Source organism: Staphylococcus schweitzeri (genome assembly GCF_002902405.1).
In the GTDB taxonomy this organism is placed as follows: Bacteria; Bacillota; Bacilli; order Staphylococcales; family Staphylococcaceae; genus Staphylococcus; species Staphylococcus schweitzeri.
This window is the reverse complement of sequence record NZ_PPQS01000039.1, coordinates 74,218-91,899: the sequence shown is the minus strand read 5'-3', so window position 1 is coordinate 91,899 and position 17,682 is coordinate 74,218. Positions and strand designations below refer to the sequence as shown.

The window sequence follows — 17,682 nt, the reverse complement described above, 5'->3', positions numbered from 1 at the left end:
AATTTTATTATGAGTAAAATTATTGGAATAGACTTAGGTACAACAAATTCATGTGTAACAGTATTAGAAGGCGATGAGCCAAAAGTAATTCAAAATCCTGAAGGTTCTCGTACAACACCATCTGTAGTAGCGTTTAAAAATGGTGAAACACAAGTAGGTGAAGTTGCAAAACGTCAAGCAATCACTAACCCAAATACTGTACAATCAATTAAACGTCATATGGGTACAGATTATAAAGTTGACATTGAAGGTAAATCATACACACCACAAGAAATTTCAGCTATGATTTTACAAAACTTAAAAAATACCGCTGAAAGTTATTTAGGTGAAAAAGTAGATAAAGCTGTTATCACAGTACCTGCATACTTTAACGATGCTGAACGTCAAGCAACTAAAGATGCTGGTAAAATTGCTGGTTTAGAAGTTGAACGTATTATTAACGAACCAACTGCTGCGGCATTAGCTTACGGTTTAGATAAAACAGATAAAGATGAAAAAGTACTTGTGTTTGACTTAGGTGGCGGTACATTTGACGTATCTATTTTAGAATTAGGTGATGGTGTATTCGAGGTGCTTTCAACTGCTGGTGACAACAAACTTGGTGGGGATGACTTTGACCAAGTAATCATTGATTATTTAGTGGCTGAGTTTAAAAAAGATAACGGCGTTGATTTATCTCAAGATAAAATGGCGTTACAACGTTTAAAAGATGCTGCTGAAAAAGCTAAAAAAGACTTATCTGGAGTATCACAAACTCAAATCTCATTACCATTTATCTCAGCTGGTGAGAATGGTCCATTACACTTAGAAGTTAACTTAACTCGTTCTAAATTTGAAGAATTATCAGATTCATTAATTAGAAGAACAATGGAACCGACACGCCAAGCAATGAAAGATGCTGGTTTAACTAATTCAGATATCGATGAAGTTATTTTAGTTGGTGGTTCAACTCGTATTCCTGCAGTACAAGAGGCAGTTAAAAAAGAAATTGGTAAAGAACCAAATAAAGGTGTAAACCCAGATGAAGTAGTAGCTATGGGTGCTGCAATTCAAGGTGGCGTAATCACTGGCGATGTAAAAGATGTTGTATTACTAGATGTAACACCATTATCTTTAGGTATTGAAATTTTAGGTGGACGTATGAATACGTTAATTGAACGTAACACTACAATTCCAACTTCTAAATCTCAAATTTACTCTACAGCTGTAGATAACCAACCTTCAGTTGATGTACACGTTTTACAAGGTGAACGTCCAATGGCTGCTGACAATAAAACGCTTGGTAGATTCCAATTAACTGATATTCCACCAGCAGAACGTGGTAAACCTCAAATCGAAGTAACATTTGATATCGATAAAAATGGTATTGTAAATGTAACTGCTAAAGATTTAGGTACAAATAAAGAACAAAGAATTACTATTCAATCAAGTTCTTCATTATCAGATGAAGAAATCGATCGTATGGTTAAAGATGCTGAAGTTAATGCTGAAGCGGATAAAAAACGTCGTGAAGAAGTTGACTTGAGAAATGAAGCTGATAGCTTAGTATTCCAAGTTGAAAAAACGTTAACTGATTTAGGCGAAAATATTAGCGAAGAAGATAAAAAATCTGCTGAAGAGAAAAAGGATGCACTTAAAACGGCATTAGAAGGTCAAGATATTGATGATATCAAAGCTAAAAAAGAAGAACTTGAAAAAGTAATTCAAGAATTATCAGCTAAAGTTTATGAGCAAGCTGCGCAACAGCAACAACAAGCACAAGGTGCAGATGCTGGTAAAAACAATGATAGTACTGTAGAAGATGCAGAATTTAAAGAAGTAAAAGACGACGACAAAAAATAATTAAATACCCAATTATAATATTTTGTCGTTAAGATTTAAAAAGTCAAAGTCAATAGAACATTGGCTTTGGCTTTTTATTTGGATAGTGAGACAGTTTACGATAAACTAAATTAGTTAATTAAGAAAAGGAGAGATAGCTGTGGCCAAAAGAGATTATTATGAGGTATTGGGTGTAAATAAAGATGCCTCAAAAGATGAAATCAAAAAAGCGTATCGAAAGCTTTCAAAAAAATATCATCCGGATATTAATAAAGAAGAAGGTGCAGATGAAAAGTTTAAAGAGATTTCTGAAGCCTATGAAGTCCTAAGTGATGATAATAAACGTGCGAATTATGACCAATTTGGCCACGATGGTCCTCAAGGTTTTGGTGGTCAAGGATTTAATGGCTCTGACTTTGGCGGTTTTAGTGGCTTTGGTGGCGGCGGCTTTGAAGATATCTTTAGTTCTTTCTTCGGTGGCGGCAGACAAAGAGATCCAAACGCTCCTCAAAAAGGTGATGACCTTCAATATACGATGACACTTACATTTGAAGAGGCTGTATTTGGCACAACTAAAGAAATATCAATTCGTAAAGATGTAACTTGTGAAACGTGTCATGGTGATGGTGCAAAACCAGGTACAAGCAAAAAAACATGTAGCTACTGTAACGGTGCAGGTCATGTAGCTGTTGAACAAAATACTATTTTAGGAAGAGTACGCACAGAACAAGTTTGTCCTAAATGTAATGGAAGTGGTCAAGAATTTGAAGAAGCTTGTCCAACTTGTCATGGTAAAGGAACTGAAAATAAAACAGTTAAATTAGAAGTTAAAGTACCTGAAGGTGTTGACAATGAACAACAAATTAGATTAGCTGGTGAAGGTTCTCCTGGTGTAAATGGTGGTCCAGCAGGTGATTTATACGTAGTATTTAGAGTTAAACCTTCTGAAACTTTCAAACGTGAGGGTGATGATATTTACTACAAATTAAATATCAGTTTCCCACAAGCAGCATTAGGCGATGAAATTAAAATACCTACATTAAATAATGAGGTTGTGTTGACAATTCCAGCTGGTACACAGACTGGCAAGCAATTTAGATTAAAAGAAAAAGGTATTAAAAATGTACATGGCTATGGTTATGGCGATTTATACGTAGACATTAAAGTAGTTACACCAACTAAGTTAAACGATAAACAAAAAGAACTAATGAAAGAGTTTGCCCAAGTAAGTGGCGAAGAAATTAGTGAACAACCTTCGAATTTTAAAGATAGAGCAAAAAGATTCTTTAAAGGAGAATAAAGCATGAATTGGACAGAGCTTTCAATTATTATTAATTACGAAGCAGTAGAATTGGCTACAAACATACTAGAAAATCATGGTTCAAATGGTGTTGTAATAGAAGATTCCAATGATTTAATTAATCAACCGGAAGATAAATATGGAGAAATTTATGCCTTGAAGAAGGAAGATTATCCGGACAAAGGCGTGAGATTGAAAGCCTATTTTAATGAAATGACTTATGATAAAAATTTGCGTCAACAAATTAAGAGTGAGATTTTAAATTTAGATGAACTTAATCAACAGCTAGTTCAATTTAATGAGCAAATTATAGCTGAAACAGATTGGGAGAATGAATGGAAAAATTATTTTCATCCATTCCGAGCATCGCAAAAGTTCACCATTGTACCAAGTTGGGAAACATACGTTAAAGAAGTTGAGGATGAACTTTGTATTGAACTAGATCCAGGTATGGCTTTTGGTACTGGAGATCACCCAACAACAAGTATGTGTTTAAAAGCAATAGAAACATATGTATCACAAAAACATTCAGTCATAGATGTCGGTACAGGATCAGGTATTTTAAGTATAGCTAGTCACTTAATCGGTGTAAAACGTATTAAAGCGTTAGATATTGATGAAATGGCAGTTAGTGTAGCTAAAGAAAATTTTAAAAGAAATCACTGTGAAACGTTAATTGAAGCTGTTCCAGGTAATTTGTTGAAAGATGAAACTGAAAAATTCGACATTGTAATAGCAAATATTTTAGCGCACATTATTGATGAAATGATTGAAGATGCTTATAATACTCTAAATGAAGGCGGATATTTTATTACTTCTGGTATTATAAAAGAGAAGTATGAAGGTATACAGTCACATATGGAGCGTGTAGGTTTTAAAATTATTTCAGTACAACATGACACCGGATGGGTTTGTCTTGTTGGTCAGAAAGTGAGTGAATAATATGCAACGTTATTTCTTAAACCAAAACGCTGATGAAAGTCAGCGTTTTTTTATTACAAAAAAAGAAGATATACATCATATTACTAACGTAATGAGAAATTCAGTTGGTAACAAAATCATTTTAACTTTTAAAGATCAAAGTGTTTATACTTGTGAAATTGTTGAAATATCGAATGAAGGTATCGCAGTATCACTACTTGAAAAACAAAATATTAATACGGAATTGCCGGTTGATGTAACAATTTGCAGTGGGTTGATTAAAGCAGATAAATACGAGTGGTTGTTACAAAAAGCTACAGAATTAGGTGCATCGTCATTTATAGCTGTTAGCATGGAACGTTCAATTGTTAAATTAAATGATTCAAAGGTTGCTAAAAAAATAGAACGTTGGCAGAAAATTATTAAAGAAGCTGCTGAGCAGAGTTATCGTTTAGCAATTCCTTCTATTCAATTCGAGTCGAATTTAAACATGATTTATGATACTATAGATAATTATGACTATGTTCTTATTGCATACGAAGAACAAGCTAAAGATGGTGAATTGAGCAATTTCAAACAAACATTACAGCAGTTTAAACCTCAGGATAAAGTGTTAATGATATTTGGACCTGAAGGTGGCTTGTCTGAAAGAGAAATTGCTATATTTAATAATTCAAGTACAATAGTTGGACTTGGACCAAGAATATTACGGGCAGAAACAGCACCATTATACGCTTTAAGCGCAATAAGTTATGAAAAAGAATTGATGGGGTGAATATTTATGTCAACAGTTGCGTTTCACACTTTAGGTTGTAAAGTAAACCATTATGAAACTGAAGCGATTTGGCAATTATTTAAAGAAGCTAATTATGATCGTGTTGATTTTGAAGCAAATGCAGACGTATTTGTGATAAATACTTGTACAGTAACTAATACTGGCGATAAAAAAAGTCGCCAGATTATTAGACGTGCGATTAGACAAAATCCAGATGCTGTTATTTGTGTAACTGGTTGTTATGCACAAACGTCATCTGCTGAAATTATGGAAATTCCTGGTGTAGATGTTGTGGTTGGTACACAAGATAGACATAAACTTCTTGGATATATCGATGAATTCCGAAAAGAAAGACAACCAATCAATGGTGTCGGAAATATAATGAAAAACCGTAAATATGAAGAGTTAGATGTGCCATATTTCACTGATAGAACACGTGCCTCTTTAAAAATTCAAGAAGGATGTAACAATTTCTGTACATTTTGTATTATTCCATGGGCACGTGGTTTGATGCGTTCAAGAGACCCAGAAAAAGTAGTTGAGCAAGCGACACAACTTGTTAATTCTGGATATAAAGAAATAGTATTAACAGGTATCCATACTGGTGGATATGGCCAAGATTTAAAAGATTATAATTTAGCACAGTTGCTACGTGACCTTGAAACGATAAATGGATTGGAACGAATTCGTATATCATCGATTGAAGCAAGTCAACTTACTGATGAAGTGATTGATGTATTAGAACACTCAACGAAAGTTGTGCGTCATCTACACATTCCATTACAATCTGGTTCAGATACCGTATTAAAACGTATGAGACGTAAATATACAATGGAGCGTTTTTCAGAGAGATTAACGAAATTGCACAAAGCTTTACCAGACTTGGCTGTTACAAGTGACGTAATTGTTGGTTTCCCTGGAGAAACTGAAGCAGAATTTCAAGAAACATATGATTTTATTGTGAAACACAAGTTTTCTGAATTACACGTGTTCCCATATTCACCTAGAATTGGTACGCCAGCAGCTAGAATGGATGATCAAATTGATGAAGAAGTTAAGAACGAACGAGTTCATAAATTAATTACTTTGAGCAATCAATTAGGTAAATTATACGCTTCTAAGTTTGATCAAGATGTACTAGAGGTTATTCCAGAAGAACAGGGAGATGTTTCGGGTACATTAGTTGGATATGCAGATAATTATATGAAAGTGCAATTTGAAGGTGATGAATCACTAATCGGTCAAATTGTTAAAGTAAAAATAATGCAAGCAAATTATCCATTGAATCAAGGTCAAGCTATAAAAGTCGTAGATTTTGCAACAAATAAATCAGATAGAGAAGTTTTAGTATAAATTGATAACACACATGACTTATTTTAATGGTTGAGTTAGATAATACCTAGTGTAGGTTTTTCAAATTGAAAAGCATTATATAATCAACTCTTCTCATTAAATAAAATATTTAGAGATTTTTAGAACGAAATATGAAAGTCTTTGTGATTTTGATGTGAAATATGTTTCAAATAAAAAACAATTTACTAATTGACCATAAATTACAGATATATTATACTTATAAATGCATAGTTTTACTGTGCAATTGACTATAAAGTTCCGTTGATATTTGGAGGGAGGGAAATACAGATGTCTAAAACAGTAGTACGTAAAAATGAATCACTTGAAGATGCGTTACGTAGATTTAAACGTTCAGTTTCTAAAAGTGGAACAATCCAAGAAGTACGTAAACGTGAATTTTACGAAAAACCAAGCGTAAAACGTAAAAAGAAATCAGAAGCTGCACGTAAACGTAAATTCAAATAATTAATACCTCTGTTGACTCCCTCAACACGAATATTAATTATATAAAGTAAACATCACCTATTAGTGACTTTCGCTAATAGGTGATGTTTTTTTATTGCTCAATTTTTCAGGGTCCATATAATAAATCAGCAAAATGCAATAACTAAATCAGAAACGTATCTTATTTAAAATACATCTCTGAAAAGTATAATCAAGTCTATGTTTAATGAGAATTAAATTTGATACTTATATAGTTTTGAATTAATCAATTTGGTATTCTATTGGTTCTTTTAACTATAATGTAAATTCGTTTTCATGTATAATTAATATGAGGGCGAGGTGAAATTGTGAGTTATAATAATTTTTTACAAATGACTACTATCTTGGAATCAGCTACTGGAGACACATGGGTAGAACAAGTTAGTAATATAATTGTTCAACCTATTTTTACGTTAATATTAACCTGTTTGACATTTTTAGGATTTGTATATCAACTTTACTCTAAAAAAATCAATGCAGCTGGTATAATTGCTTCATTATCATTACTTATTTTATTTTTGGGATTTCTCATCCAGGGAAATGTCAATATGCATTCTATCTTAATATTCTCAATTGGCGTTATATTAGTTGTAATTGAATTGTTTGTAGTTGGTGCAGTAATTGGTATTATTGGCATGATACTGATAACTGTAAGTATAACAACGCTCGGGGATAATTTGCTATTTATGCTTGCCAATGTTATTGTTGCGTTGATTTTAACAATCGTAGAATGGGTGATATTAGTGAAGATTTTCAACAGGAAGATTCCGTTTTTGGATAAAGTTATCTTAAAAGATTCAACTAATTCTGAGTCAGGTTACAATTCGCATGATAACCGCTCGCATCTCGTAGGAAAAACTGCTCAAACAGTTACAGATCTTCGTCCAGCAGGGATTATTTTTTGTGAAAATGAGCGTATTGACGCTGTTTCAGATGGTAACTTCATTTTACGCAATAAAACCGTTAAAATCCTTGAAGTAGAAGGAACGAGAGTAGTTGTGAGGGAAGTAGATTAATTAAAAGGAGCGATACCATGTTTAGTTTAAGTTTCATCGTAATAGCAGTTATTATAGTAGTTGCATTACTTATTTTATTCTCATTTGTACCGATAGGCTTATGGATTTCAGCGTTAGCAGCTGGCGTTCATGTTGGTATAGGAACATTGGTTGGTATGCGTTTACGTCGTGTATCTCCAAGAAAAGTTATAGCGCCATTAATTAAAGCGCATAAAGCAGGACTTGCATTAACAACAAACCAATTAGAATCGCATTATCTAGCAGGAGGAAATGTTGATAGAGTTGTCGACGCTAATATTGCTGCACAACGAGCTGACATTGATCTTCCTTTCGAGCGCGCAGCTGCAATTGATCTTGCAGGACGTGACGTATTAGAAGCGGTTCAAATGTCGGTTAATCCTAAAGTTATTGAAACACCATTTATTGCAGGTGTTGCTATGAATGGTATTGAAGTTAAAGCTAAAGCCCGTATTACAGTTAGAGCAAATATTGCTCGACTTGTTGGTGGTGCTGGTGAAGAAACGATTATCGCTCGTGTTGGTGAAGGTATAGTTTCAACTATCGGTTCTAGTAAGCATCATACAGAAGTACTTGAAAACCCAGATAATATTTCTAAAACAGTTTTAAGCAAAGGTTTAGATTCAGGTACTGCATTTGAAATTTTATCAATTGATATTGCTGATGTTGATATTAGTAAAAATATTGGTGCAGATTTACAAACTGAACAAGCATTAGCAGATAAAAATATTGCACAAGCGAAAGCCGAAGAACGTAGAGCAATGGCCGTTGCAACTGAGCAAGAAATGAAAGCCCGTGTTCAAGAAATGCATGCGAAAGTAGTTGAAGCAGAATCCGAAGTACCACTAGCTATGGCTGAAGCATTACGCTCAGGTAATATCAGTGTTAAAGATTATTACAATTTGAAAAATATTGAAGCTGATACAGGTATGAGAAATGCAATAAATAAACGAACTGATCAAAGTGATGATGAGTCGCCTGAACATTAAGTCGAGAGGTGATTAAATGAGTGTCGGTATTCTAATTTTTGTCATATCAGTGATCATTTCTATCATTACCACTATGCGCGAAAATAGTCATAAAGATAGACAAAATCAAAAGCCACCTCAAAAAACATCTACCGATAATGAACCAAAAAAAGGTGGCTTTTTTGAAGAAATTGAACGAACGTTTAAAGAAATAAGTGAAGAATTAAATGAAGAAGAAAAGAAATCATCGAAAAGAAAATATGATGATACGTTACCACCTTTATTCGATGAACTTCCAAAAGAAGAGCCTAAATCGAAACCGACTGTAGAACCTATGGCACCTAAAAAGCAACCAGAATCAAAACCAATGAAAGAAAAACCAATAACAGTGCCTAGAACAGAACCGGTGGAACAGAAACAACGCCCTTCTAGACAAGATAATTCTGACGAAATTAGACGTCAATTAGAAAAATCACTTAGAGATGATATTAAAACGATTCGTAGCGATATAGACAAAGAAAAAGAAAAGCAAATTGCTAAAATGGAAAAACGTGCTCGTGATATTATTGAAGATAAATATTTATCAGAGCGTACAAAACGTTTGAAATTAAAACAATTACTTAATTCTCAAAATGTTGAAAAAGGTATGACTAAATCAGCTTTCCAATTTGATAACGATGAAGTTATCAATGGCATGATATGGTCAGAAATTTTAGCTAAACCCAAACAGTTATAATATTAAATGAAACAAGCACTGTCGTAATGATAGTTGCTTGTTTTTTTAGTACGTCAAATTACGTATATTGCATAATGTTAAAAGTCACATAATCTTAGTTCGATTCCATTTAACCACAAATACTATCGAAACTAATTTAAAAGTCAAATTAAGGTCGCTTCTAATAAAGAAATATAAGTAAGTCGATGCAAAGATGTTTAAATCAATGAATAGCATGATATAATTAAGTAGATATTAAAGCATCTAAGAATGAATATTAATGAAATATGAAAAGGAGCGCGTGTATGCCTGGAATTATACAAATAGACGATATGAACCAATCTCAAGCTTTGATAGGTAATAATGATGAACATTTAAAAGCAATTGAAGAGAGTTTCGATGTTGTCATCCATGCAAGAGGACAAGAAGTAGCCGTTAAAGGTACAAATATTGAAAATGTTGAAAAAGCTGAATCTGTATTAATCAATTTGCTAAAAGTTATTGAGTTAGGTAATAATATAACAATTAAAGACGTTGAAGCGGCTATAAAAATGGCCCAAAATAATACAATACATCATTTATTAGATTTATATGATGAAGAAATAACAAAAGATGCTTTTAGTAAAACGATTCGAGCAAAGACAATGGGGCAACGGTTATATGTTAATGCTATGAAGAATAATGATTTAGTTTTTGGCATTGGTCCTGCAGGCACAGGCAAGACTTTTTTAGCTGTAGTATACGCAGCCAAACAACTTCGTAAAGGTTCTGTAAAACGTATCGTGTTAACTAGACCTGCTGTTGAAGCTGGAGAGTCCCTTGGTTTCTTGCCAGGTGATTTAAAAGAAAAAGTAGACCCTTACTTAAGACCATTATATGATGGGTTATATACTGTTCTAGGTCGAGAACAAACAGAACGTTTCATTGAAAGAGGGATTATTGAAATTGCACCACTTGCATATATGCGTGGTCGAACTTTAGAGGATGCTTTCGTAATACTTGATGAAGCTCAGAATACGACACATGCACAGATGAAAATGTTTTTAACAAGATTAGGATTTGGTTCTAAAATGGTTGTAACCGGGGACCAAACTCAAATTGACTTGCCCAAAGGTGTTAAAAGTGGTCTGAAAGAAGCAGTTAACAGATTACGCAATGTAAAGGGGATTAGTATCTTAAAGCTAGATCAAAGTGATGTTGTTAGACATCCATTAGTAAGTAAAATCATTGAACAATATGAAGGAGAGAATTAAATGTTTACGATAGATTTTAGCGATCATACTGGATTAGTTAAAGATGATTGGTATAGACAAATTAAGGATTTACTTGAATTTGCTAAAAATGAAGAACATATTGAAGATGATGCTGAGCTGTCTGTGACATTTGTTGATAAAAAGGAAATTCAAGAAATTAATCGGACTTATCGTGACAAGGATAAAGTTACAGATGTTATTTCATTTGCTTTAGAAGAAGATGAGCCAGAAATTGATTTTAGTGATTTAGATATTCCACGTGTGCTTGGAGATATTATTATTTGCACGGATGTTGCTCAAGAACAAGCAGATAATTATGGACATACATTTGAACGAGAGTTAGGATTTTTAGCACTACACGGATTTTTACACCTATTAGGTTATGATCATATGACAGATGCAGATGAAAAAGAAATGTTTGGTCGACAGGATGCAATATTAAATGCATATGGCCTTACGCGAGACTAGCTATGAAAAGGTTCAGATATGCACTTGATGGACTAAAAATCTTAATTCAAAAAGACTATAAATTTTTATTACATGTGTTTGCTATGATTGTTGTAATAGTTTTTGGTTTCGTTTTTAATATTAATCAAATTGAGTGGCTATTTATACTTATCGCCATTACATTAGTTTTAACTGTAGAAGCATTAAATACAGCAATTGAATATGTTGTTGATTTAGTGACAGTTGAATATCATGAACTTGCAAAATATGCTAAAGATATAGCAGCATTTAGTGTTCTTATAGTTTCGATTTTAGCAGTAATCATTGGCCTAATTGTATTTGTACCACATTTTATAGCGTTATTTTAGGGAGGCATATATGAGTTATCAACCTCATTATTTTCAAGAAGTTAGAAAAGCACAACAAGAATCATATTCGCCATATAGCAATTTTAAAGTAGGGGCTTATTTAAAAGCGAAAGATGGTAGAACGTTTTATGGCACAAATGTAGAAAATGCATCATATCCATTATCAATTTGTGCAGAAAGAGCAAGTTTAGTATCGGCTATTTCACAAGGGTATCGACCAGGAGATTTTGAATCAATCACAGTGACTGTAGATGCTGATAAACCTTCATCACCATGTGGTGCATGCCGTCAAGTGTTAAAAGAATTATGCGATGATGATATGCCGGTATATATGACAAATCATAAAGGTGACATGGTAATGATGACAGTCGCAGAATTACTCCCATTTGGATTTTCAGGAAAGGATTTAAAATAAATGACAGAACATAAATCAGGATTTGTTTCAATTATAGGTAGACCAAATGTAGGGAAATCTACATTTATGAATAGAGTAATTGGACATAAAATTGCAATTATGTCTGATAAAGCACAGACAACAAGAAATAAAATTCAAGGTGTAATGACAAGAGATGATGCTCAAATTATTTTCATAGATACACCGGGAATTCATAAGCCTAAACATAAATTAGGTGATTATATGATGAAAGTTGCTAAAAATACTTTATCTGAAATAGATGCCATTATGTTTATGGTTAATGCTAATGAAGATATTGGGCGTGGCGATGAGTACATTATGGAAATGTTGAAAAATGTTAAGACACCGGTATTTTTAGTATTAAATAAAATTGATTTAGTACATCCAGATGAGCTTATGCCTAAAATTGAACAATATCAAACATATATGAATTTTACAGAAATTGTACCTATTTCTGCATTGGAAGGTTTAAATGTAGATCATTTTATCGATGTATTGAAAACGTATTTACCAGAAGGTCCAAAATATTATCCTGATGATCAAATTTCAGACCATCCAGAGCAATTTGTTGTAGGTGAAATTATTCGTGAAAAAATACTGCATTTAACAAGTGAAGAAATACCTCATGCAATTGGTGTAAATGTAGATCGAATGGTTAAAGAGAGTGAAGACCGCGTACATATCGAAGCGACAATTTATGTTGAAAGAGATTCTCAAAAAGGTATAGTCATTGGTAAAGGCGGTAAAAAGTTAAAAGAAGTTGGAAAACGAGCAAGACGTGATATTGAAATGCTACTTGGTTCAAAAGTATATTTAGAGCTTTGGGTAAAAGTCCAAAGAGATTGGCGAAATAAAGTGAATTTTATACGTCAAATTGGATATGTTGAAGATCAAGATTAATCTTAAAAGTGGTGAAGATAATTGTTAATGCGCCAAAAAGGGATTATTATCAAAGCAGTCGATTATGGAGAATCTGATAAAATCATAACGATTTTAAATGAACATGGGGCTAAAGTACCACTAATGGCAAGACGAGCTAAAAAGGTCAAAACTGGTTTACAAGCTCAAACACAAATGTTTGTATATGGTTTATTTATTTATAATCAATGGCGAGGTATGGGAACATTGAATTCTGTTGATGTAATTAGTCAGCATTATAAATTACAAATGGACCTTTATGTGAGTAGTTATGCATCTTTAGCAGCTGAAACAATTGATCGATCTATGGATGAAGGCGACATAGCACCATATAATTATCAATTACTACAATTTGTACTTTCTAAAATAGACGAAGGTACATCTGCTCAGTTAATGTCCGTAATTGTAATGTTAAAATGTATGAATCGTTTTGGATTCACAGCATCTTTTGACCATTGTGTTGTAAGTGGTAATTTAACACAAGCTGATTTAGTTGGTTATAGTTTTAAATTTGATGGTGCTATTTCTAAGCAAGAAGCTTTCAAAGATCCGCATGCTGTTATTTTATCGAATAAAACGTTATATCTTTTAGATGTATTGCAAAAACTACCAATAGATAAAATGAATGCATTAAATATACATCAAGATATTATAGACGAAATGTCAGACTTAATATTAATGCTTTATCGAGAATATGCTGGTCTGTTTTTTAAAAGTCAGAAATTAATTAACCAATTAAAAAGATTAGAACAATAATTAAAAATGTAAAAGGTATTTAAGTAGACACGTAAGCTGTGTTTGTTTAAATACCTTTTTAAATATGAAAATATAAAAATGAAGCTGAATCCAATTTGAACACAGCTTCATCTTATTATTTATTTACTTATTAGAATTTAGTTTTCTCTGTTAAGAATGCTTCTAACTCTGAGATTGGCATACGAACTTGTTCCATAGAGTCTCTGTCACGTACTGTAACTTGGTTATCTTCTAATGAATCAAAGTCAAATGTTACACAATAAGGTGTACCAATTTCATCTTGACGACGGTATCTTTTACCGATTGATTGTGATTCATCGAAGTCAATTGAGAATTTAGAACTTAATTGTTCGAAAATTTTAATCGCTTCACCAGATAATTTTTTACTTAATGGTAAAATAGCTGCTTTATATGGTGCTAATGCAGGGTGGAAGTGTAGAACTGTACGAGCATCTTTACTACCTTCAACGCCTTCTTCATCATATGCATCACATAAGAATGCTAAAGTAACACGATCTGCACCAAGAGATGGTTCGATACAATAAGGAATATACTTTTCATTTGTTTCAGGATCATGATATCTGAAATCTTCACCAGAGTGTTCGGCATGTTTACGTAAGTCGAAGTCAGTACGACTAGCAATACCCCATAGTTCGCCCCAACCGAATGGGAATTTATATTCAATATCAGTTGTAGCATTTGAATAATGTGAAAGTTCATCTTCGTCATGATCACGTAAACGCATATTTTCAGTGCTCATATTGAGGCTAGTTAACCATTCGCTTGCAAATGTTTTCCAGTAATTTTGCCATTCAATTTCTTCTCCAGGTTTACAGAAGAATTCAAGTTCCATTTGTTCGAATTCTCTAGTTCTAAAAATGAAGTTACCTGGAGTGATTTCATTACGGAATGATTTACCAATTTGACCGATACCAAACGGTAATTTTTTACGCATTGAACGTTGCACGTTTTTATAGTTTACAAAAATACCTTGTGCTGTTTCAGGACGTAAGAAAATTTCATTTGTAGAGTCTTCAGTAACACCTTGAAATGTTTTAAACATTAAATTGAATTGACGAATTTCAGTCCAGTTAGCAGTTTTACTTACAGGACAAACAATACCTTCATCATCAATAATCTTTTTCATTTGTTCAAAGCTTAAACCATCTGCAATAAAGTTTTCATCGCCTTTAACATCTTGCATGTAATCTTCAATTAATTTATCTGCACGATAACGAATTTTACTGTCTTTATTATCAATCATAGGGTCGTTAAAGTTGTTTAAGTGACCAGATGCTTCCCATACTTTTGGATTCATTAAAATTGCAGCATCGATACCAACGTTAAAAGGTGATTGAGTGATAAATTTTTGCCACCATGCTTTTTTTACATTGTTTTTTAATTCAACACCTAGTGGACCGTAATCCCAAGTGTTTGATAAACCACCGTAAATATCACTACCAGGGAACACAAAACCTCTGTGTTTTGCTAATGAAACGATTGTATCCATATCTTTTGCCATAATTACCTCTCCTCATACATGAAAACGCCCCATGGAAAATAACAGCGTAAAATTTACGCTTTACTTCCATGGGACGAGTTAATATTTTAAATTGTATTAAATACAAAATAATTTACGTAGTTAACCCGCGGTTCCACCCAAATTAGTGTAGTCACTCGCTTTGAATTTAAAATGATTATTGCGCCAAATTTCAGTGTTAAGCTTACACTATCCTTAACTCGCTGTACGTTTATTCTAATTGATAGATTATTTAAAGGCAAGTAAAATTAATGTGTTTGTGACATCAAAGAAATATAGGTATAATAATATATGAATAAAAAAGGGGTGAAGACCTATAGAACTCAGTCAAAGACAAGAACGAATTATCGAAATTGTTAAAACTAAAGGACCTATTACTGGCGAACAAATAGCAGACAAGTTAAATTTAACAAGAGCAACACTTAGACCAGATTTAGCCATACTAACAATGTCAGGTTTTTTAGAAGCGCGTCCCCGAGTTGGATATTATTATTCAGGCAAATCCAAAGACAAATTTTTTAATGATAAGTTAAGACAATACGAAGTTAAAGACTATATGTCTCAACCAGTTGTTCTTAGAGAGAATACAACAGTATATGATGCTATTTGCACAATTTTTTTAGAAGATGTTAGTACATTATTTATTATTAATGAAGAAAATGATTTTGTTGGCGTTTGTTCTAGAAAAGATTTATTAAGAGCATCAATGATAGGTGCAGATATTCATACAGTACCAATCAGTGTTAATATGACTCGTATGCCAAATGTAACTTATTTGGAAGAAAGTGAATTAGTCATATATGCCGCTGACCAAATGATTGAAAAAGAGATAGATTCTATCCCGATTGTTAGAAAAAAGGACAATCATAAATTTGAAGTCATTGGAAGAATTTCAAAAACAACAATAGCTAAATTATTAGTAGCATTATATAAAGAATAGGTGAGAAATTTTGGAAAATATTAAAATTATAGTAGCCTCTGACTCTATTGGAGAAACAGCAGAATTAGTTGCAAGAGCCGGCATTTCACAGTTTAACCCTAAACAATGTAAAAATGAATTATTAAGGTATCCTTATATAGAATCATTTGAAGATGTTGATGAAGTGATTCAAGTTGCTAGAGACACGAATGCCATTATTGTATACACGCTTATCAAACCAGAAATGAAACAATATATGAGTGATAAAGTGGCAGAATATCAATTGAAATCTGTTGATATCATGGGTCCACTAATGGATTTATTATCAGAGTCAGTTGAGGAAGAACCATATAATGAACCTGGTATTGTTCATCGATTAGATGATGCATACTTTAAGAAAATAGATGCTATAGAATTTGCAGTTAAATATGATGATGGTAAAGATCCTAAAGGTTTACCAAAAGCAGATATTGTATTACTTGGTATTTCTAGAACATCGAAGACACCATTATCTCAATATTTAGCACATAAAAGTTACAAAGTAATGAATGTTCCAATCGTTCCCGAAGTAACACCACCCGATGGATTGTATGATATTGATCCGAAAAAGTGTATTGCTCTAAAAATTAGTGAAGAAAAATTAAATAGAATTCGAAAAGAACGTTTAAAACAATTAGGGTTAGGTGATACTGCTAGGTATGCGACTGAAGCACGTATACAAGAAGAGTTGGATTACTTCGAAGAAATTGTAAATGAAATCGGGTGCCCAGTTATAGACGTTTCACAAAAAGCAATTGAAGAAACAGCAAATGACATTATTCATTATATTGAACAAAATAAATCGAAATGATTTCATTTTTTGCGTAAATTAGGTATAATAGTATAACTAATGCTTAATAGGTGATTCAATTTGCGAATAGATCAATCGATCATTAATGAAATAAAAGATAAAACTGACATTTTAGACTTAGTAAGTGAATATGTAAAATTAGAAAAGAGAGGACGCAATTATATAGGTTTGTGTCCTTTTCATGATGAAAAGACGCCCTCATTTACAGTATCCGAAGATAAACAAATATGTCATTGCTTTGGTTGTAAAAAAGGTGGCAATGTTTTTCAATTTACTCAAGAAATAAAAGATATATCATTTGTTGAAGCGGTTAAAGAGTTAGGGGATAGAGTTAACGTATCAGTTGACATAGAGACGACTCAAACTAACTCCAACATACAAATTGCTTCTGAAGATTTACAAATGATAGAAATGCATGAATTGATTCAAGAATTTTATTATTACGCATTAACGAAAACAGTAGAAGGCGAGCAAGCTTTAGCATATTTACAAGAACGAGGATTTACTGATGCGCTCATAAAAGAGCGGGGTATTGGTTTTGCACCTGATAGCTCACATTTTTGTCATGATTTCCTTCAAAAAAAGGGATATGACATTGAATTGGCATATGAAGCAGGTTTGCTATCTCGTAATGAAGAGAATTTTAGTTATTATGATAGGTTTAGAAACCGAATAATGTTCCCGTTGAAGAATGCACAAGGAAGAATTGTTGGATATTCAGGCAGAACTTATACTGGACAAGAGCCTAAGTATTTAAATAGTCCAGAAACACCTATTTTCCAAAAAAGAAAGTTGCTATATAACTTAGATAAAGCACGTAAAACAATTCGAAAGACAGACGAAATT

19 protein-coding genes are annotated in these 17,682 nt (G+C 32.8%); 18 read left to right on the top strand and 1 reads right to left on the bottom strand.

What is annotated here, in order from left to right:
- The first annotated feature begins 9 nt into the window (after positions 1 to 9).
- The 15 genes from dnaK (at position 10) to recO (ending at position 13,527) form a co-directional block, all read left to right on the top strand.
- A complete protein-coding gene (dnaK, locus tag CD116_RS08490; RefSeq protein WP_047530093.1) occupies positions 10 to 1,842 on the top strand; it encodes a molecular chaperone DnaK in 1,833 nt (610 codons plus the stop codon).
- A 139-nt stretch (positions 1,843 to 1,981) separates the two neighbouring features.
- The gene (gene dnaJ / locus CD116_RS08485; RefSeq protein ID WP_047448130.1) at positions 1,982 to 3,121 is read left to right on the top strand and encodes a molecular chaperone DnaJ; all 1,140 of its coding nucleotides are present in this window, start codon (positions 1,982 to 1,984) and stop codon (positions 3,119 to 3,121) included.
- Positions 3,122 to 3,124: 3 nt separating this feature from the next.
- On the top strand, positions 3,125 to 4,063 hold the full coding sequence (gene prmA, locus CD116_RS08480; protein ID WP_047549157.1) for a 50S ribosomal protein L11 methyltransferase: 939 nt from the start codon (positions 3,125 to 3,127) through the stop codon (positions 4,061 to 4,063).
- A gap of 1 nt (position 4,064) precedes the next feature.
- Positions 4,065 to 4,817, top strand: coding sequence for a 16S rRNA (uracil(1498)-N(3))-methyltransferase (locus tag CD116_RS08475; RefSeq protein WP_047549160.1), 753 nt, complete (start codon positions 4,065 to 4,067; stop codon positions 4,815 to 4,817).
- A gap of 6 nt (positions 4,818 to 4,823) precedes the next feature.
- Positions 4,824 to 6,170: a tRNA (N(6)-L-threonylcarbamoyladenosine(37)-C(2))-methylthiotransferase MtaB gene (gene mtaB / locus CD116_RS08470; protein WP_047549163.1), complete on the top strand. Its 1,347-nt coding sequence runs from the start codon at positions 4,824 to 4,826 to the stop codon at positions 6,168 to 6,170.
- A 288-nt stretch (positions 6,171 to 6,458) separates the two neighbouring features.
- Positions 6,459 to 6,635 (top strand): 30S ribosomal protein S21, encoded by a 177-nt coding sequence (rpsU, locus tag CD116_RS08465; protein WP_000048060.1) that lies wholly within the window; start codon positions 6,459 to 6,461, stop codon positions 6,633 to 6,635.
- A 350-nt stretch (positions 6,636 to 6,985) separates the two neighbouring features.
- The gene (locus tag CD116_RS08460) at positions 6,986 to 7,669 is read left to right on the top strand and encodes an NfeD family protein (protein ID WP_047425784.1); all 684 of its coding nucleotides are present in this window, start codon (positions 6,986 to 6,988) and stop codon (positions 7,667 to 7,669) included.
- A 17-nt stretch (positions 7,670 to 7,686) separates the two neighbouring features.
- Positions 7,687 to 8,676 (top strand): flotillin-like protein FloA, encoded by a 990-nt coding sequence (gene floA, locus CD116_RS08455; protein ID WP_000492114.1) that lies wholly within the window; start codon positions 7,687 to 7,689, stop codon positions 8,674 to 8,676.
- Positions 8,677 to 8,692: 16 nt separating this feature from the next.
- On the top strand, positions 8,693 to 9,391 hold the full coding sequence (locus tag CD116_RS08450) for an SPOR domain-containing protein (RefSeq protein ID WP_047448116.1): 699 nt from the start codon (positions 8,693 to 8,695) through the stop codon (positions 9,389 to 9,391).
- 284 nt (positions 9,392 to 9,675) lie between these two features.
- Positions 9,676 to 10,623 (top strand): PhoH family protein, encoded by a 948-nt coding sequence (locus tag CD116_RS08445; protein WP_047549165.1) that lies wholly within the window; start codon positions 9,676 to 9,678, stop codon positions 10,621 to 10,623.
- Positions 10,624 to 11,091: an rRNA maturation RNase YbeY gene (gene ybeY, locus CD116_RS08440; protein ID WP_047425765.1), complete on the top strand. Its 468-nt coding sequence runs from the start codon at positions 10,624 to 10,626 to the stop codon at positions 11,089 to 11,091. It abuts the gene before it with no gap.
- 2 nt (positions 11,092 to 11,093) lie between these two features.
- Positions 11,094 to 11,438, top strand: coding sequence for a diacylglycerol kinase family protein (locus CD116_RS08435; protein ID WP_047549168.1), 345 nt, complete (start codon positions 11,094 to 11,096; stop codon positions 11,436 to 11,438).
- A gap of 10 nt (positions 11,439 to 11,448) precedes the next feature.
- Complete coding sequence (cdd, locus tag CD116_RS08430; RefSeq protein ID WP_031787273.1) at positions 11,449 to 11,853, top strand: cytidine deaminase; 405 nt, start codon at positions 11,449 to 11,451, stop codon at positions 11,851 to 11,853.
- Entirely contained in the window at positions 11,854 to 12,753 is a 900-nt protein-coding gene (gene era / locus CD116_RS08425) for a GTPase Era (protein WP_000134756.1), read from the top strand.
- A gap of 27 nt (positions 12,754 to 12,780) precedes the next feature.
- On the top strand, positions 12,781 to 13,527 hold the full coding sequence (gene recO / locus CD116_RS08420; protein ID WP_078101696.1) for a DNA repair protein RecO: 747 nt from the start codon (positions 12,781 to 12,783) through the stop codon (positions 13,525 to 13,527).
- A 130-nt stretch (positions 13,528 to 13,657) separates the two neighbouring features.
- Here recO and CD116_RS08415 read toward each other — a convergent pair whose 3' ends face one another.
- Positions 13,658 to 15,049 (bottom strand): glycine--tRNA ligase, encoded by a 1,392-nt coding sequence (locus CD116_RS08415; RefSeq protein WP_047530112.1) that lies wholly within the window; start codon positions 15,047 to 15,049, stop codon positions 13,658 to 13,660.
- A gap of 334 nt (positions 15,050 to 15,383) precedes the next feature.
- Between CD116_RS08415 and ccpN the strand changes: the two genes are divergently transcribed.
- The 3 genes from ccpN to dnaG all read left to right on the top strand — a co-directional run.
- The gene (gene ccpN / locus CD116_RS08410; protein ID WP_078101688.1) at positions 15,384 to 16,007 is read left to right on the top strand and encodes a transcriptional regulator CcpN; all 624 of its coding nucleotides are present in this window, start codon (positions 15,384 to 15,386) and stop codon (positions 16,005 to 16,007) included.
- Between the two features lie 10 nt (positions 16,008 to 16,017).
- A complete protein-coding gene (locus tag CD116_RS08405; RefSeq protein WP_047425747.1) occupies positions 16,018 to 16,836 on the top strand; it encodes a pyruvate, water dikinase regulatory protein in 819 nt (272 codons plus the stop codon).
- Positions 16,837 to 16,896: 60 nt separating this feature from the next.
- On the top strand, positions 16,897 to 17,682 hold a 786-nt coding region (gene dnaG, locus CD116_RS13945), incomplete at its 3' end, for a DNA primase (RefSeq protein WP_240625123.1).